Source organism: Paenarthrobacter histidinolovorans, from assembly GCF_014647595.1.
Lineage (GTDB): Bacteria > Actinomycetota > Actinomycetes > Actinomycetales > Micrococcaceae > Arthrobacter > Arthrobacter histidinolovorans.
On record NZ_BMPM01000002.1, the window covers coordinates 345,584 to 365,746 of the forward strand.

The window sequence follows — 20,163 nt, forward strand, 5'->3', positions numbered from 1 at the left end:
AGGCTGAAGGGCATTCCATGGAGTCAAAGCGACAAGTCACCGTTGAATCTTCGCCCCTTCAGGGCGAGGCTTACAGTTCGCTGCCCCGCGACGGCGCAGGACTGAACGGCGCAGGACTGAACGGGCACAGGCCGCAGGTCCTGGACCAGGACAGGTTCCATGATGCCAGCGAGCGCATCCTCGGTTCAATCAACAAAGTCATCGACGGAAAGGCCGATGCCGCCAAGCTCGCCCTCACTGTCCTGCTCGCCCAGGGCCATCTCCTGCTGGAGGACGTGCCTGGCGTCGGAAAAACACTGCTGGCAAAGACTCTTGCCCGCACCGTGGACTGTACGGTGTCCCGCATCCAGTTCACCCCTGATCTGTTGCCGTCGGATGTGACCGGCGTTTCCATCTACAACCAGTCCTCACGGCAGTTCGAGTTCCGCCCAGGTGCGGTGTTCGCGAACATCGTCATCGGCGACGAAATCAACCGGGCGTCGGCCAAGACCCAGTCGGCGCTGCTGGAGTGCATGGAAGAGCACCAGGTCACTGTAGACGGCCATTCGTATCAGCTGGGTTTGCCGTTCATGGTGGTGGCAACCCAGAATCCGATCGAAATGGAGGGCACGTATCCGTTGCCCGAAGCCCAGCGCGACCGTTTCATGGCCAGGATCTCGATGGGGTATCCGGACAAGGAAGCCGAAATCGAGATGCTGGAAACGCACCAGGCCACTTCTCCCCTGGCGCAAGTGACCCCGGTCGTCACGGCCAGCGACGTGGCGGCAATGATCGCCACGGTCCAGCAGGTCCATGTCTCCACAGCCATCAAGGAGTACACGGTGGCCATCGGCAGGGCCACCCGGGACAGTGCCCGTCTTCGCCTTGGGGCCAGTCCGCGGTCGCTGCTGCAACTGCTGCGCGCTGCAAAAGCCACAGCCGCGCTGGATGGCCGGGATTTCGTTCTTCCGGATGACGTGGTGGATGTGGCTGAATCGGTGCTCGCCCACCGGATCATCCTTGACCGCAAGGCAGCCAGTTCCGGTGATACGCCGCAGAGCGTCCTTCGTGGGATCCTGGCGTCGCTGCCAGTGGCCCAGGACCCGCCCGGTGCGTGGCGCAGGGACCGCCACGCCGTTTAGGAGGCACCCGAAATGGCACTCATGGACCGGCTTCCCAAGCACCTGTTCACAACCCGGGGCTGGGGTCTTCTTGCCGCGGGTGCGATCTCCCTCGGATCCGCCTACGTGATGGGCCGGCGTGATCTCCTGACCTTGGCGGTCCTGCTGCTCCTGCTCCCCTTGGTTGCCCTTGCCGGCGTCCGGGTCCTCAAGCCCAAGTTCCAGGTGTACCGGGAGTTCAATCCGTCCACAGTGGAAACGTCCAGCACCACCACAGTCCGCCTGGCAGTAGCGCGGACGTCCTACTCCACAGGGCACGTGATCATGGAGGAACAGCTGCCGCCCCGTTTCGGCCAGCCGCCTGCCTTCCGTTTCCCGGCACGGTCCGCTTCCGGAGGAACAAGCCGGTATGAGTACCACCTGCGCTCCGGTAAGCGCGGACAGTTCCGGATTGGTCCGGTAACCGCCGAGTTCAGCGATCCCTTCGGCCTGTCCTTGCGGCGGCATTCAATCGACGACGGCGACCTCCTCACCGTGACGCCGGCCGCCGTCGAACTTCCCGTCACCGGCCTGGCCGGGGCCCGCGGAAACGACGGCGTGACGGCGACGCGGATCCGTGCCAATCCAAGCGACGATGACATCATGACCCGTGAATACCGGCACGGGGATCCCATGCGCCGCGTTCATTGGGCCGCCACGGCACGTCACGGCCAGCTCATGGTGCGCCAGGAGGAATCGGTGACCACTCCGGAGGCCACGCTGATCCTTGATCAGCGCTTCTCCGCGTTCGCCACGGGCACTGGTTCCGTTTTTGGCAGCCACGACGAAGACTCGGACCTGGTGACGAGCCCTCCTTTTGAATGGATGGTCACCGCTGCGGTGTCGATCGCGGCGCATCTGTCGGAGCGGAATTATTCACTGCGGGTTCTTGACGCTTTCGGTGGACCGGCGTTCCTCCGTTCCCGCTCGGCACCGGATCCTGACGCCGAGGAATTCTCCGGCGCTGGTGGCTTGCAGGCCATCGCGGAAGGGCTGGCGGCCATCGAACTCAGCGGTCCCAGGCACGCCAGGGCGGAGCATCACCGCCCGGACAACAGTGCCGGGCGCCCAAGGTCCGAGGCCGGTCATACCGAACACCCGGGAACCGGGCACCGTGACGTACGGACGGGCCAGGCACCTGCCGACGCCGCAGATTCGGTCTTCGATGACAGACTGATGGACAAGTTGGCGGCACACCGCTTGCGGGGACCGCTCCTGGCGTTGCTGGGTGCCATGACGCCGGCGGAAGCCAGGACGCTGGCCCCCGCGGCCGCCTATGGTGCCAATGCCTTCGCCCTGGTGGTCAGCGATTCTTCGCGAAGCAGCGAGGATGTCCTGGAGATTCTGCGGCAGGCGGGCTGGCGGGTTGCCGCCGTGACGGCGAAGACCCAGTTGGCGTCTGCCTGGTCTTCCTTCGATGAAGGTGGAATAGTCGCCGCGGCAGGAGCTGCCATGGATGTGCGGCGTGGAGCGGCGGTGCCCCGATGACAACTACATCCCACCGGAACTCCCCCGCCTCAAACCCAGCCGGCGGAACGCCCGGCCGGAAGCAGCCCACAGCACCATCCCGCTTACGGACTGCGGGCCCGGGACCCTACCCCTGGGTCATGGCCGGTTCCATTTCCGTGGCCGTCCTGGGTTCCGGGTTGTCGCTGAACGGCGTTCTCAGGGGCTGGGCCTGGTTCATGCCACTGATCACCACTGTCCTGGTGGTTTCCCTGACCCTGGCCGCACTTCGTGCCCTCCGCGCCCAGCCTTTGCTGGCCACGCTTGGGTCATTTGTCTCCCTGGCAGCAGTTCTCACCTTCACGTTCTGCCGCCAGGACAGCCTGGCCGGTTTCATCCCCACCACCGGTACCTTTACCGCCGTCGGTCGCCTTATCAAACGTGCGGCTGAGACGGTGGTCTCGGAGAGCGCTCCGGTGGCACCGAACGCCGGGATCGTGTTCGTTGTGTGTGCGTGCCTGGGCCTCCTGGTGATCCTCATTGATGCGTTGGCGGTCCCCCTGTCCATGCCTGCTGCCAGTGGCATAGGGATCCTGGCGGTGATGGTGGTCCCGGCAACCATCAAGCCCCAGAGCGTGGGCCTTGCCGGTTTCCTGGGCGCGGCTGTGGGCTATCTCCTGATTCTCGGGTGCAGCCACTGGTTTGCTCCTGATGCGCGCCTGCAGTCCGGTGCGGGACGGGGCGCCGGGCAGTTCCGGCGCTCGATGGTGACCGGTGGCCTGGCACTGGCCTTGACCATGGTGGTGCCGCTGGCGATTCCCGGATTCGAAACGGGCACGTTTCCGGAGGGTTCGCGGCTGAGTCCCTGGGGTACATCCAACGGGCTGAATCCTATGATCACCTTGGGCAACAGCCTGCGTAGCCCCACCGGATCAGGCCGCATCACCTACGCCACCAGCTCCAGCGCACCGCTCTACCTGCGGTCCGTCACCATCGACCACTTCGACGGCGAAACCTGGGCGCCCGATGACCGCACGGCGCAGCGCCGGGCGGGTGCGGACAGGATCGAAACAGGCTATGCCGTTCAGGGCGAAGTCGTAAACGCCGTCACCTCGGTCAGCGCCGGCCAGTTCACCAGCCCCTACCTCCCGGCCCCCTTCGCCCCTGCCTCCGTCAACGGCCTCAACGGGCGGTGGACCTGGGACCCTGACACCTTGAGCATCATGAGCACCGAAACCACTACGCGTGCGCAGCGCTACGTGGTTTTCTCGGCCGCACCCAAAGTCACCGCCGCGGCTTTGGCCCAGGCCACGGCGCCTCCCCGGTCCATCTCCGATGACTTCCTCAGGGTTCCGGGCAACCTGCCGGACATCGTCCGGCAAACCGCAGATTCGGTCACGGCGCCGGCAGGGAACAACAATTACGCCAAGGCTTTGGCGATCCAGAAGTACCTTCGTTCGGGTGCATTCACCTATTCCCTGCAAGCACCCGTGCAGAACGGCTACGACGGCAACGGCCTCTCTGTCCTGGCCGATTTCCTGACGGTCAAGAGTGGCTATTGTGTCCACTTCTCCTCAGCCATGGCCGTCATGGCGCGCGCCGAAGGCATCCCGAGCCGCATCGCGGTTGGCTACGCCCCCGGCCGCCTCACGGGAGAATCGGTTGCCTTGGTGGGACAAGGTTCGTTCCCGGAATATGAGGTGGACGCCCGTGACGCCCATGCGTGGCCTGAACTCTACTTTGAAGGGCTTGGCTGGGTGCCGTTCGAACCCACCCCCTCGCGTGGCGTGGTGCCCGATTACGCAACGGAAAGCTCCGTAGCCGGCAACCTCAGCACCAACACGGACGAGAAAGAAACCCTGACGACTCCCGCCCCGGTGGCAACGGCTCCCGTCCCCATCCCGGAGGTGGGCACGCCCGCGGCGGGATCCCCCGGCGTCAATCCCCTTCCGGCGATCGCAGCCGCCGCCGCAGGGGTTCTGTTGCTGGTGGCTTTCCTGTGCTCGCCCAGGCTCAGCAGGATTGCCCTCCGCCGACGCCGGCTAAGCGTCAAGCCCAGGGATGACACTGACGATCTGCCGCCCGGATTCAAGGATCCCGCCCCGGAACTGGCGTGGGCCGAACTGCAGGACCTTGCCAGCGACTACGGAGTTCCTTCGACCTCCAGCGAGACGCCCCGGCACTTCTCCAGCAGATTGCGTTCCAGCGCCGCCCTGGGCGAGTCGGGAGGGCTCGACGACGCCGCGCACCAGGCCGTTGCGTCCCTCACCGCGGACTTTGAACGGCAACGCTACGCCCGCCTTGCGGTGGCGGCCCGGGCGGCCGCGCCGCGCATCGCCGTCGTGCGTGAGTCGTTGCGGAACAATGCACGCTGGCTGGTCCGTTTCCGCGCGGACTGGCTCCCGCCGTCGATGATGCGCCGCTGGGCCCGGGCATTGGGTGCGCCGTTCCGCGCGGTGGGTGCGCTGGGCAAGGCCGTGGGTTGGGGCGCCGTCCGGGGATGGCGGTCCTTGAGCGGGGTACTCCCCCAGCGGCGCTGACGCTACACAGCCGGCCAGGTGCACACACGTCACAGGGCCCGGCAGCGGAACTTGTGGTTCCGGTGCCGGGCCCTGTGTGTGTCAACCGATCTTGTTGCGAGAGCGGTGGACGGGATCCCTGCGCAGCTTAGTCGGCGTACGGGTCCGCGATACCTACGTACTGGGTGTAGAGGTACTCTTCAATGCCTTCGGAGCCGCCTTCGCGGCCCAGGCCGGACTGCTTGACGCCACCGAACGGGGCCGCAGCGTTGGAGATGACGCCGGCGTTCAGGCCCAGCATTCCGGTCTCCAGGCGTTCGCTGATCCGCAGACCACGGTTGAGGTCCTTGGTGAAGACGTAAGCCACCAGGCCGTATTCGGTGTTGTTGGCCAGCCGAACGGCATCGTCTTCGGTGGAGAAGGTGATGATCGGGGCTACCGGTCCGAAGATTTCTTCCTGGAGGATGCGGGCGTCGGCAGCAACGTTCTTCAGAACGGTGGGCTTGTAGAAGTAGCCGGGACCGTCGACGGCTGCACCGCCGGTAACGGCTGTAGCGCCACCTTCAACAGCTTCGGTGACGAGGGCGTGGACGCCGTCGCGGGCCTTCCCGTCGATCAGCGGGCCAACCTTGGACTCGGGTTCGGTGCCCCGGGCAGTGGTGAGCGAGCCGATCTTGGCTGCGAACTTCTCCGCGAAGGCATCGGCGATGGATTCGTGCACAATGAAGCGGTTCGCTGCCGTGCAGGCCTCACCCATGTTGCGCATTTTGGCGGCGATGGCACCTTCGACAGCCTTGTCCAGATCGGCATCTTCGAAGACGACGAACGGGGCGTTGCCACCGAGTTCCATGGAGGTACGCAGGACCTTGTCGGCAGCTTCGCGGATCAGGGCCTGGCCCACCGGAGTGGAGCCGGTGAAGGAGATCTTGCGGAGGCGGTCGTCCTTGATCAACGGACCCGTCACGGCGCCGGCAGTGGAGGTCTGGATGACGTTCAGAACGCCGGCCGGGAGGCCTGCTTCCTGCATGACCTGGGCGAACAGCAGGCTGGTCAGCGGGGTCAGGTTGGCGGGCTTGAGGACCATGGTGCAACCGGCCGCGACGGCGGGAGCTACCTTGCGGGTGGCCATGGCCAGCGGGAAGTTCCACGGCGTGATCAAGAGGCAAGGACCAACCGGCTTCTTCTGCACAAGGAGGCGGTTCTTGCCGTCCGGTGCAGCGGAGTAGCGGCCGGACACGCGGACGGCTTCCTCGGAGAACCAGCGCAGGAACTCGGCACCGTAGGTAACCTCGCCACGTGCCTCGGCCAGCGGCTTGCCCATTTCAAGGGTCATGAGGAGGGCGAAGTCTTCGGCACGCTCGGTGACGAGTTCGAAGGCGCGGCGCAGGATTTCGCCGCGTTCGCGCGGTGCGGTGCGGGCCCAGTCAGCCTGGGCGGCAGCAGCGGCGTCGAGTGCGGCAGCGCCGTCTTCAGCACCGGCGTCGGAGATGCTGAGCAGGACCTTGCCCGTGGCCGGGTCCTCAACATCGAAAGTTTTTCCCGATCCGGCCGGACGCCACTGACCGTTGATCAGCAGGCCGGTGGGAACGGAAGCCAGCAGTTCGCTTTCGCGTTCAACCGTGACAGTCATGGCGACTCCTTCGTCTGGGGGTGCTTTGGAGAATTGCACCACTGGGGTTCGTTGCCGGAAGTGGCTTGAATTACTGCCACGGTACTGCCCCGCCAGAAGCAGTGTCTACGCCTTGACGCACTGCCATACGGATGCCAATTTGTGCAGGTGCACAGCCACGTCAGCGGGCAGCAAGAACCGCGGAGTACAGCTCCCGCTTGCTGACGCGGGCGTCCTCGGCAACTGCCGCAACGGCTTCCTTCAAGCGGATGCCCTGGGATACAAGGTCATTGACTGCCGCAACGTGGTCTTCCGGTTTGCCGGGCTCCTGTTCAGGCGCACCACCGACAACCACTGCAATTTCGCCGCGGACCTCGTTGTTCTCGGCCCACTCCAGCAGTTCACGGAGTGTTCCTCGGATGACTTCCTCGTAGGTCTTGGTGAGTTCACGGCAAACAGCAACCCGGCGTTCGGCGCCGAAGCGCTCGTGCAAGGCCCGCAGCATGACTTCAAGCCGGTGCGGCGCTTCGAAGAAAACCATGGTGCGGCGTTCATCAGCGAGATCGGCCAGGCGCGAATTCCGTTCACCCGATTTACGGGGCAGGAAGCCTTCAAAGCAGAAGCGGTCCGTGGGCAGGCCGGAGAGGGCCAGTGCTGTCAGAACGGCCGACGGACCAGGGACCGCCGTGACAGTCAAACCAGCCGCAACGGCCCCTTCCACCAGCCGGAAGCCGGGGTCCGAGACCGCGGGCATGCCTGCGTCGCTGACCATGAGGATGGTTTTCCCGGCGCGGACGTGGTCCAGGAGTTCGCCTGTCTTGGCTGCTTCATTGTGCTCGTGGTAGCTGATGACGCGCCCGGAAACCTCCACGCCCAGTGCCGTCACGAGCCTGTGGAGGCGGCGGGTGTCCTCTGCCGCCACAATGTCGGATGTCGCCAGGAGTTCAATCAAACGCGAGGATGCGTCACCAACGTTGCCGATGGGCGTGGCCGCCAAGACGATCCTTCCGACCCCCGGTGTCGCACCGGACCGCGGATCCACCGCAGGAATTGCCTCGTCCTGGTCGTCGTTGAAGAGGGGCTCGTCCGGGGTGTTGCGTTGTTCGTCCACCTGCCAAGCCTAATGCCGCACCGTCTGCAAAGCCGCACCTCAAGGCTGCGGCAAGTGTTGAAAGGTAGCATGGGCGGGTGAACCAGTCGCCCGTTCCTGCCGCCGCTTCAGGCACTCCTGTGGCGTCATCCGCCGTAGCCGATACGGATGAACCCGCAGTCCAACGTCCAGCCAGCCACCTCGACGACGTTGGGAAAGCAGAGTCCTCCGTACGCGGGCCGAGGCAGGCCGGCACTGGATTCCTGCCGGGCCGGGGCCTTGAACACCACCGGTGGATAGCGCGGCCCGCGGAAGCGTTCAGCGTGGAGGCACTGCGGACCCGCCTGATCGGCGGCATCCAGAGCTGGCGCGACTACCCTGCGTCCTTGCGGTTGTGGTTCTGGCTGATTCCCACCATTACGGCGGTCCTGGGCGGAATCCTCCGGTTCTTCAGGCTCGAAGTCCCGCACAGCCTGGTTTTTGACGAAACGTACTACGTCAAGGACGCATACTCCTATCTGGTGAGCGGCTACGAGCGGAGCTGGCCGTCCAACGCCAACGACTCCTTCAATGCCGGCAATCCCAATGTCCTCCTCAACACCCCCGAGTACGTGGTCCACCCGCCGGTGGGCAAATGGATGATCGCTTTCGGAATGTGGCTGTTCGGCGGAGACAACCCCTTTGGCTGGCGTTTCAGCGCGGCACTGACCGGCACGCTCACGGTCTTCCTGGTGGCGCTCATCGCCATGAAGCTCTTCCGCTCCCACACGCTCGGGGCGGTTGCGGGCCTGTTGCTCGCCATCGACGGACACCACCTGGTGCTCTCCCGGACGGCCCTGCTGGATGTCTTCCTCGCGTTCTGGATCTTCGCCGCTTTCGGCGCCCTGCTGTTGGACCGCGACGACGGCCGCCGTCGTCTGGCTTCCCGGCTGGCCGCGCAAGCGGCTGCTTCGCCCGGCGGCATTCCGCTAACCAGCCAGTTGGTGGCAGGTCCCTGGCTGGGAATGCGGTGGTGGCGCCTTGTTGCCGGTATCTGCCTTGGACTCGCTGTGGGCACCAAATGGTCTGCGCTGTTCTTCGTGGCCGCTTTCGGTGTGATGACTGTGCTCTGGGATCTGAACGCCCGCAGGATTGCCGGGATCCGGAATTGGTTCAGCGCAGGCATCATCAAAGATGGCGTCCCGGCGTTCTTCACCATCATTCCCGTCGCTGTTGCCACGTACATCGCCAGCTGGACCGGTTGGTTCCTGTCCAAGGACGCCTACTACCGGCAATGGGCCGCCACCAACCCGGCCCCCGGTTGGGACTGGCTGCCAGACTCCGTAAGGTCCTTGGCCCATTACCACCTGGAGGCCTACAAGTTCCACCAGGGGCTCAGCTCGGACCATCCTTATGAATCCAGCCCATGGACCTGGCTGGTCATGGGCCGTCCCACCTCGTTCTACTACCAGTCGCCCAAGCAGGGAACCTCGGGCTGCCTTGTGGAGACCTGTTCTTCGGCGATCCTCCCGGTGGGAAATCCTGTGGTCTGGTGGGGCGGAACCATTGCGCTAGTCATCCTGTTGTTCTGGTGGGCGGGTCGTCGTGACTGGCGGGCCGGCGCCATCCTCGCCGGGGTTGCCGCCGGTTACCTGCCGTGGTTCATGTACCCCGAACGCACCATGTTCATCTTCTATGCGGTCTCCTTTGAGCCCTTCCTGGTGTTGGGCCTGACGTACGTGTTGGGATTGGTGCTCGGACGCAGCAGCGACCCGCCGTGGCGGCGACGGTCAGGACTCTACGTCGTGGCCGGTGTCCTGGTGCTGGCTGTCCTCGCAACGGCTTTCTTCTACCCGGTGCTCACGGCAGAAGTCATTAGTTACCAAGAGTGGCGCATGAGAATGTGGATGCCATCGTGGATCTAGGAGGCAAGCAGTGAGGGAAGCAAGCACGGAGCTCCTCTTCGAAGCCGATTCGGACTCCAACGTCACCGATCTCCTTCTGGAGCGGTGCGCCAAGGATCCCTTCGGCATTCTGTACGCGCACAACACCCCCAATGGTTGGCTGAACGTGTCAGCTGCCAGGTTCCTCGCGGACGTCACCGCCCTGGCCAAGGGCCTCATCGCAGGCGGCCTCACCCCAGGTGACCCTGTGGCGGTCCTGTCACGTTCGAGCTTCGAATGGACCCTGGTGGACTTCGCCATCTGGATGGCGGGCGGCGTCACGGTCCCCATCTACGAGACCTCGTCGGCCAGCCAGATCGAGTGGATCCTGGCTGATTCCGGAGCCCGCCGCATCTTTGTGGAGGACGCCGCGAAGGCCTCGCTCGTCCATTCCGTCGTGGAAAAGTCAGGCCTCCTCGGCGAAGACCCCATCGCCATCATCCGGATGGAGCACGACGGCGACGCACCCAACCTGACCAGTGTGTCCGCCGTCGGAATCGGTGTCATGGACGCTGAGCTGGAGCGCCAACGCAGTACGGCCAAACTGGCCGACACAGCCTCGATCGTTTACACCTCAGGCACCACAGGCAAGCCCAAAGGGTGCGAAATCACCCACGGCAACTTTGTGCTGGTGGCCAGGAACGTCATTCCGTTCCTCCCGGAGCTTTTGATGCAGCCCGGCGCGCGGACTTTGATGTTCCTCCCACTGGCACACGTCCTGGCCCGTGCAGTGCAGGTTGTTTGCCTCACTGCCGGCATCACCCTGGGCCACAGCGCCGGCGCCAGCGGGCTGATGGCTGACCTGGGCTCGTTCAAACCGACGTTCCTGTTGGCGGTTCCCCGCATCTTCGAGAAGGTCTATGCAGGGGCCAGCCACAAGGCCGCAATGTCCGGCAGGTCCGCCCTCTTCTCGGCGGCTTCGTCAACGGCGGTGGAATATTCGACGGCGGTGGACCTCGCCTCCCGCGGCGAGGGGCCGGGCCCCGGTTGGCTGCTGAGAACCAAGCACAGGACCTTCGACAAGCTTCTGTACCCGAAGGTGCGGGAAGTTTTCGGCGGTGATGTCGGCTACACGGTGTCCGGTGCAAGTCCCCTGAGTCCACGGGACAACCACTTCTTCCACGGAGCGGGGGTTCCCGTCCTGGAGGGCTACGGGCTGACAGAGACCACGGCCCCCTGCACGGTGAACACACCCACCATGACCCGCATCGGAACCGTGGGCATCCCGTTGCCCGGCACCACCATTCGCGTCGCTGACGACGGTGAGGTGCTGGTCAAAGGCATTGGCGTGTTCAAGGGCTACCACGGCAATCCGGAGGCCACGGAGGCCGCCTTTGTGGACGGTTTCTTTCGCACCGGAGACCTGGGTGAGCTCGACTCCGACGGTTTTCTGACCATCACCGGGCGCAAGAAGGATCTCCTGGTGACGGCCGGCGGCAAGAACGTCGCTCCGGGCCCACTGGAAGAAAAGTTGCGTGAACATCCGTTGGTGGGTCAGGCCGTGGTGGTCGGAGAGGGGCGTCCCTTTGTGGCGGCCTTGATCAGTCTCGACCCCGAGGCCCTTGCGGATTGGTGCTCCGAGAACAAAACCGGTGCCCTGTCCCTTGAAGAAGCAGTCCACGACGACCGCGTAACGGCGGCCGTGCAGTCTGCCGTGGATGAGGCCAACAAGCTCGTCTCGGCCGCTGAATCCATCAGGAAGTTCGCCTACATTACGGCGGATCTGAGCGTGGAGTCCGGCCATCTGACCCCGTCACTCAAGCTCAAACGGGCGGCTGTGGTGGGAGACTTCGCGTCGACTGTCGAAAAGCTGTACGCCAAGTAGGGTCCACCACCTGCGGCCGTCCCGAATCACCACGGACCACGCTGGGCCGCTCATTGGTGGTTCGGGCCGGAAGCCGCCCTCCGGGACAGCAGGGCTAGCGCTTTGAACTCGTCGTTTCCTTGGAAACGGCATCATCGTCATCGGCTGTCACGTCAGCGGAACCATCGGAATCCTGGTCATCGGAGTCCGCCTGCGAAGCCGCAATCCCCCGGCGCCGCTTGGTGGGCCACGTGAAGATGAACGTCAGCGTTGCCGCGATGAACACCAGAGCGCCGATCACGATGCCCGCGTCAACCCAGAACTGTCCCGGGAAGAGCCGGATCAGGGTGTCCTCCAAGGAGAACGTCCAGGTGCCGTTGGCGAAGAAGATCCGGTGGAATTCGGTGAAGAACTGCTGCCAGCTCAGGGCGGCCAGAACCGCAAGTCCAATGATGATGACAAGCGTGACGATGGAACCGGCGAACAAGCCGCGGCGGATCCCGCCATTGCTGCGCTTCCGCAGGTACACAATGGCGATGATGCTGAGGATGATGAGCAGGACCCCAGCGCCGAAGGAGGACAGGATCACCATCTTGACGTCGGCCATGTGCGCCACTTCGCTGTCCTTGAACAGCTTGGCGCCGTCCTGGTTGACCAAGCCTCCCAGGTACCGCGGGCCCGCCCAGTTGCTGAGGTAGTCAACAGCGTAGGAGCCATAGGTCATACGGTCGTCGGTGTTGAAGCCATAGCCGTCACCGGGGAAACCGGGCCGGTTGTATTCCACCCACAGGAACAGCGGACTGGTGACTGCCCGCACTGCCAGCACCAGGAGGATCACTGGGTAGAAGACAGCCAACAGCACCTGGAAGATCCGGGGGCCCACAGGCTTCACCTTTGCGGCTTGCTCCCGTTCAGCGTTGCGCCTGGCCACCTCGTCTTCCGGCGGACGGACCTGAAGGGCCGACGTCGGCAGAGGTTCGGAATAGTGCGACGGTTGCTTGCCGGAAGAAGCATTGGCAAGCGTGTCAGCGAACAGCGGCGGCTCCGTGTCGGCGTCGGCGGCTTCTGCGGCCTTGCGGTCCGCACGGCTCCCGGGCTGGGCTGTTCCAGGCGCGGCCGGCGCCGATGCAGGAGCGGCGGCTGACGCCGCAGGTGAAGCATCACTGGACGTCTTTGGCTTCATCCAGTCGAAGGCCGGTTCGTTGGGGTCCTCGTGGACGTCCGTGTCCGGTTCTTGTGGTTTTGGGCTCTTGTCGCTCACAGCGGGTTTCACTTCCGTAGGCATCCACCGGCGATTGCGTGCTGCCGGCTCTCTTGTCTGCATTCGAGCCTACCGCCCGGCTTTGCACCGACACGAGGAACCACCCCGTCTTGGAGCAGATTGAAACGCAACTGTAAGGTCTACGCGGCGATGCTTCTGTAGCCGCCGTCGTTGGCGTCCAGGTCACCTGTCTCCCCCGCACGGACCGCCCTGCCGCCGACCAGCAGGGTGTACGTCCAATACCCGGCCAGCACCAAGGCGCCAATAGTGATCTTGGCCCAGACGGGGAGCTGGCTCGGAGTTACGAATCCTTCAACAATGCCGGAAACCAGAAGGACCAGCACCAAGCCCAGGGCGATGGTGATCAATGACCGCCCTTCGTCCGCCACAGCCTGCACGCGGGTCCTGGGCCCGGGCCGCACCATGGCCCAAAAAATCCTCAGCCCTGCGGCACAGGCAATGAACACTGCCGTAAGTTCCATCAGGCCGTGAGGCAGGATGTAGCTGAAGAAGACGTCAATCTTGCCCGTTGCCAGGAAGACACCGGCCGCAACGCCCACGCCCTGGGCGTTCATGAAAAGAATGTAAGGCACCCAGAATCCGGTGACACCGAAGGCTACCGCCTGGGCAGAAATCCAGGCGTTGTTGGTCCACACGGCACCGGCGAACGAGGCCGCCGGGTTCTCGGAGTAGTAATCAATGAAGTCTTCCTCGACGTACCTTTGCACCCTCTCGTCGCTTCCGAAGACGGCCCGCAGCGCATCCGGGGAGGTCCCGATCCAGAAGGCATAAGCTGCCCCGACCACTGTGAAGGCCAGCCCGCACCAAAGGGTCAGCCACCGGACCCGGTAAAACGCGGCGGGCAATGAAATAACGAAGAAGCGGGCCAGGTCTTCCATGAAGTTCGAGCGGGCACCGGTGAACCTGGTGCGTGCCTGCGCCAACGCCGCTGACAACGACGACGACAGCCCGGTTTCAGGAGCCACCGAACGGATCAGGGAAAGGTGCCCGGAAACTGTTTGGTACAGGCGCAGGAGTTCATCCGCCTCGTCTCCGGTCAACCGACGCTTGTGCGCCAGAAAATGAAGCCGCGACCATTTAACCCCATGTACGGCCGAGAAGGCATCGATGTCCACGGCACCACCCTAATGCCTGAGTCGCGCACGAGCCCCTGATCGGCGTCGTTTCGGCCTGTTACGCCGCTAGACTCGTTGTGCAGGCGCTGCTGGGCGCTGCATTGTCCGGAAGGCATGGGGGCTGGCTTGAGTTCAATCATCACAGGCGAGGCAGTGGTCCTTGAGCTGCGGGCAGCGTCTTTTGCGGCCCGGGGGTTGGGCCTGATCCTCGACGTCATCTCGCAGGTGGTCCTGGCGATACTTCTGATCATCCTGGTCCTGATGGCTTCTTCGGACCTGGACGAGTCGGCCATCCGGGCGCTGGTTCTCAGCAGCCTCGTCTTTTCGGTGGTGGTTGTTCCTGTCACGGTGGAGACCCTTACACGGGGCCGATCACTGGGTAAGCTCGCCACGGGTTTGCGGATAGTCCGTGACGACGGCGGTTCCATCCGTTTCCGGCACGCCCTCATCCGCGGGCTCCTCGGATTCCTGGAGATCTACCTGACGTTCGGTGGACTGGCCATCGGAGTGGCGCTGTTCAATGAGAAGTCGAAACGGCTGGGCGACATCGTTGCCGGCACCTACTCACTCCGCCTGCGCGTGCCCTCGAAACCCCGCATCGTGCCCAACGCGCCGCCCTACCTGCAGGGGTGGATTGCCAGGGCGGACATCGGCCGGGTCCCCGACGCCACTGCGCGCCGGGCCGGGACATTCGTGCAGCAGGCCTACCTGATGGCGCCGGCCTCACGCGTGTCCATGGCGATGTCCCTGGCCACCGAACTCGCACGCTATGTGGCACCCCCACCGCCGCCCGGCACCATCCCCGAGGACTACATCGGCGCAGTCCTCGGGGAACGACGCAACCGGGAACTGGCGCGCCTGCGCCAGGCCGAACAGAGGAACGCGACGGTGGGCGCCCGGTTGCGGAAGCTGCCGTTTACCCAGGAACCCTAGTTCCGGGCTGCCGGAGCCAGTGATCCGGTCTTGTGAGTTCCGGGGGCAGGAGCGTCCGTCCATCGCCCTCGGCGGCATTGACCTGCGGCTGTGTCAGGTAGAGGGCCTTGGCCAGGTCCGCGCCCGCCAGGTTGGCGCCGCGAAGATCCGCCCCCAACAAATCCACTGCAGCCAGGTCGCTGCCCGCCAGGTTCGCTCCGATCAGGTACGAACCCCGCAGGTCCGCCCCGCAAAGGCGCCGGTTTGCCAGGTCTGCGCCCATCAGGTCGGCACCCGGCTGGAGGCCGCCGTCGTGCGTTTGCTGATCTTCCGCACCGTAGGATGCGCGGACTTCTTCGCTGACTTCCATCAGCAGGTTACGCACCTGCCAGTGGTGGGTTTCGACGTCGGCACCCAGGACCGTGGCCGCGTCACCCTGGGCGATGGCCGCCAGCTGCTCCGCCAGGTGGGCGGCCGTGGACGCGAGCTCGGGGTCGAACGTCCGGCGCCGGGCCTCCTCCAGGTACCAGAGCATCTCGTGGAGCTGCCTGACCCTTTTGAAGACGTCGAACATCGCAGACGCGGAGGCAGGGTTTTGCCGCCAGCTGGTTCCGCCGAAGGTGTGTTGGGAAACGAGCTGGCCGGCGCCGAAGCAATCAAAAACGGTGCAACCCCGGAAACCGCGGGGCCGCAGCCGTTGGTGGATGGCACAGGAAAAGTCCCCAGCCAGGTTTGGACACGCCGACGCGGCAGGCTTGTCGATGGCGAAGTCCGCTGAGCGGGTAAATCCCAGGGCGGTGCAGCACAGCGCAAAGCACTTGCTGCAGTCAGGGCGAAGGGTTGCTGTGGTGGTCATGTGGTACTCCAAAATGATGAAGAGGGTCCGGGGAAGAAGCCGGGGAACCCGTCAGCGGGTTCCCCTAAGGGACACCCGTGATCACCAGAGGGCAGCACAAAGTGGAGGCCAACACGTGGTCGGCACAAAAAGTCAGGGTCAAAGCGCGCAGGAAATAATCACTGCCGCTATCTTAACAGCCCGGTCTACCGTTGGGCGTAGCTGGCCCAGGGAATGTTCCAATCGCCGAAACCTTCCAGCGGTTCGACAGCCGGCGCTCCGGTGTTCAGGATCTGCACCACATCGCCTGTCTTCATGTTGTTGAAGAACCACGCGGCGTCATCCGGCAGCAAGCCGACACAACCGTGTGAGACGTTGACACGGCCAATGGCTCCCCACGCTGACTCCAGCGCCTGGTGGACATAGACTCCGGACCAGGTGAGGCGGTTGGCGTAGTCCACCACCATGGGGGCGTAGTAGCCCTTGTCACCGGGCTTGAGGCCGATGCTGCCGGCGTTGAAGTTGGATTTGCGTTCCTGTTCCAGGATGACTGCGTAACCGGTGGGTGAGAGCCAGTCTTCACCGCCGAGTGACACGGGTGCAGTGTGGAGCAGCTGGCCATCGGAGTACACGTTCATGGTCTTGGTGGTGTCATCAACCACCGCGATCCGCTGCGGACCTGTGGTGAAGGTGGAGACGACGTCCCCGTTGCCGATCATGTTGTTGCCGAAATCCACGCCCAGCAGCTTCATGTCCACCGTGACGGTGGTACCGGAAGCCCAGAATGCTTCAGGCCGGATCCGCACCTTTTTATCCGAGTACCAGTGCCACGCCACGGTTTGGCCGGACGAGACGGTAATGGCCACCCGCTTCTCCATGGCCACCTTGTCCACGACGGGTTCGCTGAAGTTGATTTCAATGGGCTGGCCAGAGCCTGCCGTGGTGCCGTTGCGGGGGTAGATGGACGCGTCTGCCTCATAGGCGGCGGAAACTGTGGTGAAGGTCTGGGTCTTCTTGGTTTCCTTCCCCGCGGTATCCACAACGGTGAAGGAGTAGTTGTACTGGGTCTTGAACTTCAGGACTTCCTGGGTTGACCACGTGGTGCCATCAGGGCTGATCTTTCCCACAACGGGCGCGCCGCCACCGGCCGGAGTCAGGACGACATCCTTGACCTTGCCGTTGACGGCCTTGATCTGGGGACCCACCACGGGATTCCACTCAACAGCCCCATCCAGCGGAGTGATGCCCAACTCCACTGGCTTGGCCTCCACGGTGGGAGCAGGGGAAGGTGCCGCAGCGTTGTTCTGCGGAGAACCGGGGAGCAAACCGGGGACAGTGGCCACGCCAATTCCGCCCGCCGCTACTGCGGCGCAGATCCCTATGATGGCAAGGACCTTGCCTGTTTTCCGTTTGGCGCCCTGTGTCATGGTTCCCGTCATCCTGTCCCCCGGCAAGCTATACCGAACACCCAATTCTAGCCGAAAGGCCGGCCACGCTGGTCGCGTTGCCGGCCTTTCGCCATCGAATGTTCCTTGCGGCAGAATGCTAGTAGCGGTAGTGCTCCGGCTTGTACGGGCCCGCAACATCCAGGTCCAGGTAGTCGGCCTGGTCCTTGCTCAGCTCGGTCAGTTCCACTCCCAGCGCGTCCAGGTGCAGGCGGGCCACCTTCTCGTCCAGGATCTTCGGCAGGACGTAAACCTGCTTCCGGTATTCGCGCTCCCCGGCGGGCTGGTCCTTCTTGGTCCAGAGTTCGATCTGCGCGATGGTCTGGTTGGCGAACGAGTTGCTCATCACGAAGGACGGGTGGCCCGTGGCGTTGCCCAGGTTCAGCAGGCGGCCTTCGGACAGGACGATGATGGACCGTTCGGAGGCTGTACCGGAGTCAAAGACCCACTCATGGACCTGCGGCTTGATCTCGACCTTCTTGACACCGGCAACCTTGGCAAGGCCGGCAATGTCGATCTCGTTGTCGAAGTGGCCGATGTTGCCCACGATTGCTTTGTTCTTCATGCCAAGCATGTGCTCGGCCATGATGACGTCCTTGTTGCCGGTAGTGGTGATGAAGATGTCACCCTGCGCCAGCACCGTCTCCAGCCTGGCCACCTGGTAGCCGTCCATTGCTGCCTGGAGGGCGCAAATGGGGTCGATCTCAGTGACGATGACCCGCGACCCCTGGCCGCGCAGCGCCTCGGCGGCGCCCTTTCCGACGTCGCCGTAACCACAGACGACGGCGACCTTGCCGCCCATGAGCACATCCGTGGCCCTGTTGATGCCGTCCGGGAGCGAGTGGCGGATGCCGTACTTGTTGTCGAATTTGCTCTTGGTGACGGAGTCGTTGACGTTGATGGCCGGGAACAGCAGCTTGCCCTGCTCGGCGAGCTGGTACAGGCGGTGGACACCGGTGGTGGTTTCCTCGGTGACGCCCTCGATGCGTGCTGCCAGGCGGGTCCACTTCTGCGGGTCGGCGGCGAGGGTGCGGCGGAGGAGATCCAGGATGTGGACGTATTCCTCGGGATCGTCCTCGGTGGCTGCAGGAACGGCGCCGGCGGCCTCGAAGTCCACACCCTTGTGCAGCAGCAGCGTGGCGTCGCCGCCGTCGTCGAGAATCATGTTGGGACCCAGCTCCGGGTTGGTGTCGGCGCCGGGCCAGGTGAGGATCTGCTCGGCAGTCCACCAGTACTCTTCGAGTGTTTCGCCCTTCCAGGCGAAGACCGGAACGCCCTGTGGGTCTTCCGGGGTCCCCTTTCCAACAACGACGGCAGCCGCGGCTTCGTCCTGGGTGGAGAAGATGTTGCAGGAGGCCCAACGTACCTCCGCGCCCAGCGCGGTGAGGGTCTCGATGAGGACGGCGGTCTGGACCGTCATGTGCAGCGAACCCGCGATCCGCGCACCCTTGAGCGGCTGCGAAGCACCGAACTCGGCGCGAAGCGACATGAGGCCAGGCATTTCGTGCTCGGCAAGGCGGATCTGGTGGCGGCCGGCCTCGGCGAGGGAAATATCAGCCACTTTGTAGTCGAAAGTCATGGAAGTCCTTAGGGGTACCGTGCGGGTGTAAAGAGAAAGAGGCTGCTAGGCCTTGGAATCATGCTGGCTGGAGCCGGCCGCGTTGGCAGCTGCCAGGAGTTCCGGAGGCAGGAGCAGCGGGATGCCGTCCTCGATCGAGTAGCGGAGCTTTTCGCCGTCCGCGGCGGCAGCTGTTGATACCAGCTCCTCGCCCTCCTGGACCAGCGGTGAACCCGTCACGGGGCAGCGCAGGATGGACAACAGTTCAGGACTGACCTTTGGCATGAATGATGCTCCCTGGGTGGCGCCGGCCTGGCGCCGCTGGCGGATTTATCTGCAGATTCCAGACTACCGCGCAAGATCGCAGGGTTTGGATCACCTCGACGCTTTGAGTCACGACGCCGGTGCAATCACCTTCGGCGGCTTAGGACGGTTCGCGGAGGATCCGCAGATGTCCCCGGCGGGTACCTTCGACGCTTGCAGGCGGCTCCATCTGCGCATGGTTGTGGCGGGCCGGCGTTTCGGGTGCGGCTGAGGCAGCTTCGCGGACGGCGTTGGCCAGGGCCAGCAGATCATCGGGCCCGGGCTGCGGTGGCGTGCTGGGCATGGCAAGGCGCAGCACTTCCCAACCCCGGGGGACGGTGAGGCTCCCGGCGTGCTGCGTGCAGAGGTCGTAGGCGTGCGGTTCGGCATACGTGGCGAGCGGACCCAGGACGGCCGTTGACTCGGCGTACACGTACGTCAAAGTGGCCACCGCAGACTGGCGGCAGGCTGATCTTGAACACTGACGAATAGCACCCACAACATCCCAGATTAGCGCCACTTGGCTCCCGGGGCGCGCATTGAGTGTCCGTGGCTGCCCGGGAAGGGCTGCTGTCAGCAGCTCCGGCGCGGTGTGGACGATGATGTCGCGCTGGCGGTTCCTCAGGACTAAAGTCGATATATGCAGTCACAGCCACATGTTCCCGGGTTTACCGTCCGGTGGACTGACGCCGATGGCGATCAGACAGAGGAACACGCCGTACCGGGCGTGCGGGGCTTCCGGAAGCGCCGCCGCAACCGTCATGGCAGGGGCCTGCGGGGCGAGCTGATGCTGCCTGGTCTTCCTGGTTTCCGTACGCGCTCGGAGCGGTTCGACGACATGGTCCTTGACTCCGCCGAACGCCTGCAGGACATGTGGGGCAAGCAATTGGATGGCGTTCTCTTTGCCGTTGACGAGATCCCGCCGAATCTGGAGCAGCTCGTTGCCACAGGCAACCCCGCCCCCATGGGGTCCTACGCCCCGGGCGGCCGTGGAGAACCCCCGATGATCACGGTCTATCGCAGGGTGGTGGAGCAGGGCTCCAACACCAGGGAAGAGCTGCAGGATCTCGTCCATGACGTCGTGGTGGAATACACAGCGGAGATGCTGGGGGTACCCCCGGAGACACTGGACCCCGTGTACCGGCGCCGGTACCAATAGCACGACTACCAATAGCACGACGCCG

The 20,163-nt window shown here is 64.3% G+C and carries 16 protein-coding genes; 7 read left to right on the top strand and 9 right to left on the bottom strand.

Translation table 11 applies throughout. The annotated features are described in order from the left end of the window. The first annotated feature begins 17 nt into the window (after positions 1 to 17). The 3 genes from IEY62_RS06100 to IEY62_RS06110 are packed head-to-tail and all read left to right on the top strand — an operon-like array spanning position 18 to position 5,125. The gene (locus tag IEY62_RS06100; protein WP_189015701.1) at positions 18 to 1,121 is read left to right on the top strand and encodes an AAA family ATPase; all 1,104 of its coding nucleotides are present in this window, start codon (positions 18 to 20) and stop codon (positions 1,119 to 1,121) included. Between the two features lie 12 nt (positions 1,122 to 1,133). Further along, positions 1,134 to 2,627 (top strand): DUF58 domain-containing protein, encoded by a 1,494-nt coding sequence (locus IEY62_RS06105; protein ID WP_189015002.1) that lies wholly within the window; start codon positions 1,134 to 1,136, stop codon positions 2,625 to 2,627. Continuing rightward, positions 2,624 to 5,125 carry a transglutaminase family protein gene (locus IEY62_RS06110; RefSeq protein ID WP_189015004.1) on the top strand — a complete coding sequence of 834 codons (2,502 nt, stop codon included), beginning with the start codon at positions 2,624 to 2,626 and terminating at the stop codon, positions 5,123 to 5,125. Before IEY62_RS06105 ends, IEY62_RS06110 begins: the two co-directional genes overlap by 4 nt. A gap of 127 nt (positions 5,126 to 5,252) precedes the next feature. On the opposite strand, the gene IEY62_RS06115 is transcribed toward IEY62_RS06110, so the two are convergent. Together IEY62_RS06115 and rsmI are read right to left on the bottom strand one after the other, a co-directional pair. Next, on the bottom strand, positions 5,253 to 6,734 hold the full coding sequence (locus IEY62_RS06115; protein ID WP_189015006.1) for an NAD-dependent succinate-semialdehyde dehydrogenase: 1,482 nt from the start codon (positions 6,732 to 6,734) through the stop codon (positions 5,253 to 5,255). A gap of 160 nt (positions 6,735 to 6,894) precedes the next feature. Continuing rightward, complete coding sequence (gene rsmI / locus IEY62_RS06120) at positions 6,895 to 7,764, bottom strand: 16S rRNA (cytidine(1402)-2'-O)-methyltransferase (RefSeq protein WP_189015705.1); 870 nt, start codon at positions 7,762 to 7,764, stop codon at positions 6,895 to 6,897. A 137-nt stretch (positions 7,765 to 7,901) separates the two neighbouring features. Between rsmI and IEY62_RS06125 the strand changes: the two genes are divergently transcribed. Both IEY62_RS06125 and IEY62_RS06130 read left to right on the top strand, forming a co-directional pair. Then, positions 7,902 to 9,707 (top strand): dolichyl-phosphate-mannose--protein mannosyltransferase, encoded by a 1,806-nt coding sequence (locus tag IEY62_RS06125; RefSeq protein WP_189015014.1) that lies wholly within the window; start codon positions 7,902 to 7,904, stop codon positions 9,705 to 9,707. A gap of 10 nt (positions 9,708 to 9,717) precedes the next feature. After that, positions 9,718 to 11,550 carry an AMP-dependent synthetase/ligase gene (locus tag IEY62_RS06130; protein ID WP_189015016.1) on the top strand — a complete coding sequence of 611 codons (1,833 nt, stop codon included), beginning with the start codon at positions 9,718 to 9,720 and terminating at the stop codon, positions 11,548 to 11,550. Between the two features lie 94 nt (positions 11,551 to 11,644). Here IEY62_RS06130 and IEY62_RS06135 read toward each other — a convergent pair whose 3' ends face one another. Then, positions 11,645 to 12,790, bottom strand: coding sequence for a TIGR01906 family membrane protein (locus IEY62_RS06135; RefSeq protein WP_189015019.1), 1,146 nt, complete (start codon positions 12,788 to 12,790; stop codon positions 11,645 to 11,647). A 140-nt stretch (positions 12,791 to 12,930) separates the two neighbouring features. Continuing rightward, a complete protein-coding gene (locus tag IEY62_RS06140; RefSeq protein WP_189015021.1) occupies positions 12,931 to 13,926 on the bottom strand; it encodes a stage II sporulation protein M in 996 nt (331 codons plus the stop codon). A 126-nt stretch (positions 13,927 to 14,052) separates the two neighbouring features. On the opposite strand from IEY62_RS06140, the gene IEY62_RS06145 reads away from it, so the two are divergent. Then, positions 14,053 to 14,859, top strand: coding sequence for an RDD family protein (locus IEY62_RS06145; protein WP_189015023.1), 807 nt, complete (start codon positions 14,053 to 14,055; stop codon positions 14,857 to 14,859). On the opposite strand, the gene IEY62_RS06150 is transcribed toward IEY62_RS06145, so the two are convergent. The 5 genes from IEY62_RS06150 to IEY62_RS06170 all read right to left on the bottom strand — a co-directional run bounded on the left by IEY62_RS06150 (position 14,843) and on the right by IEY62_RS06170 (position 19,478). Continuing rightward, positions 14,843 to 15,694: a pentapeptide repeat-containing protein gene (locus tag IEY62_RS06150; protein WP_189015025.1), complete on the bottom strand. Its 852-nt coding sequence runs from the start codon at positions 15,692 to 15,694 to the stop codon at positions 14,843 to 14,845. The genes IEY62_RS06145 and IEY62_RS06150 overlap by 17 nt on opposite strands. Before the next feature lie 185 nt (positions 15,695 to 15,879). Continuing rightward, entirely contained in the window at positions 15,880 to 17,100 is a 1,221-nt protein-coding gene (locus IEY62_RS06155; protein WP_229785098.1) for a L,D-transpeptidase, read from the bottom strand. 118 nt (positions 17,101 to 17,218) lie between these two features. Further along, positions 17,219 to 18,697 carry an adenosylhomocysteinase gene (gene ahcY, locus IEY62_RS06160; RefSeq protein ID WP_189015029.1) on the bottom strand — a complete coding sequence of 493 codons (1,479 nt, stop codon included), beginning with the start codon at positions 18,695 to 18,697 and terminating at the stop codon, positions 17,219 to 17,221. 45 nt (positions 18,698 to 18,742) lie between these two features. Next, positions 18,743 to 18,961, bottom strand: a complete 219-nt coding sequence (locus IEY62_RS06165; protein WP_189015031.1) for a Trm112 family protein — start codon at positions 18,959 to 18,961, stop codon at positions 18,743 to 18,745. Between the two features lie 139 nt (positions 18,962 to 19,100). Beyond that, positions 19,101 to 19,478 carry a DUF3499 domain-containing protein gene (locus tag IEY62_RS06170; protein ID WP_189015033.1) on the bottom strand — a complete coding sequence of 126 codons (378 nt, stop codon included), beginning with the start codon at positions 19,476 to 19,478 and terminating at the stop codon, positions 19,101 to 19,103. A gap of 141 nt (positions 19,479 to 19,619) precedes the next feature. Here IEY62_RS06170 and IEY62_RS06175 point away from each other — a divergent pair, with 141 nt between their 5' ends. Continuing rightward, positions 19,620 to 20,138, top strand: a complete 519-nt coding sequence (locus IEY62_RS06175) for a metallopeptidase family protein (RefSeq protein WP_189015035.1) — start codon at positions 19,620 to 19,622, stop codon at positions 20,136 to 20,138. Positions 20,139 to 20,163: the final 25 nt, after the last annotated feature.

What these genes read in the sequence shown, in the direction of transcription:
- IEY62_RS06165 (WP_189015031.1), bottom strand. Translation starts at nt 18,961, where the DNA reads ATGCCAAAGGTCAGTCCTGAACTGTTGTCCATCCTGCGCTGCCCCGTG.
- IEY62_RS06100 (WP_189015701.1), top strand. Translation starts at nt 18, where the DNA reads ATGGAGTCAAAGCGACAAGTCACCGTTGAATCTTCGCCCCTTCAGGGC.
- IEY62_RS06105 (WP_189015002.1), top strand. Translation starts at nt 1,134, where the DNA reads ATGGCACTCATGGACCGGCTTCCCAAGCACCTGTTCACAACCCGGGGC.
- IEY62_RS06110 (WP_189015004.1), top strand. Translation starts at nt 2,624, where the DNA reads ATGACAACTACATCCCACCGGAACTCCCCCGCCTCAAACCCAGCCGGC.
- IEY62_RS06155 (WP_229785098.1), bottom strand. Translation starts at nt 17,100, where the DNA reads ATGACACAGGGCGCCAAACGGAAAACAGGCAAGGTCCTTGCCATCATA.
- IEY62_RS06150 (WP_189015025.1), bottom strand. Translation starts at nt 15,694, where the DNA reads ATGACCACCACAGCAACCCTTCGCCCTGACTGCAGCAAGTGCTTTGCG.
- IEY62_RS06115 (WP_189015006.1), bottom strand. Translation starts at nt 6,734, where the DNA reads ATGACTGTCACGGTTGAACGCGAAAGCGAACTGCTGGCTTCCGTTCCC.
- IEY62_RS06175 (WP_189015035.1), top strand. Translation starts at nt 19,620, where the DNA reads ATGCAGTCACAGCCACATGTTCCCGGGTTTACCGTCCGGTGGACTGAC.
- ahcY (WP_189015029.1), bottom strand. Translation starts at nt 18,697, where the DNA reads ATGACTTTCGACTACAAAGTGGCTGATATTTCCCTCGCCGAGGCCGGC.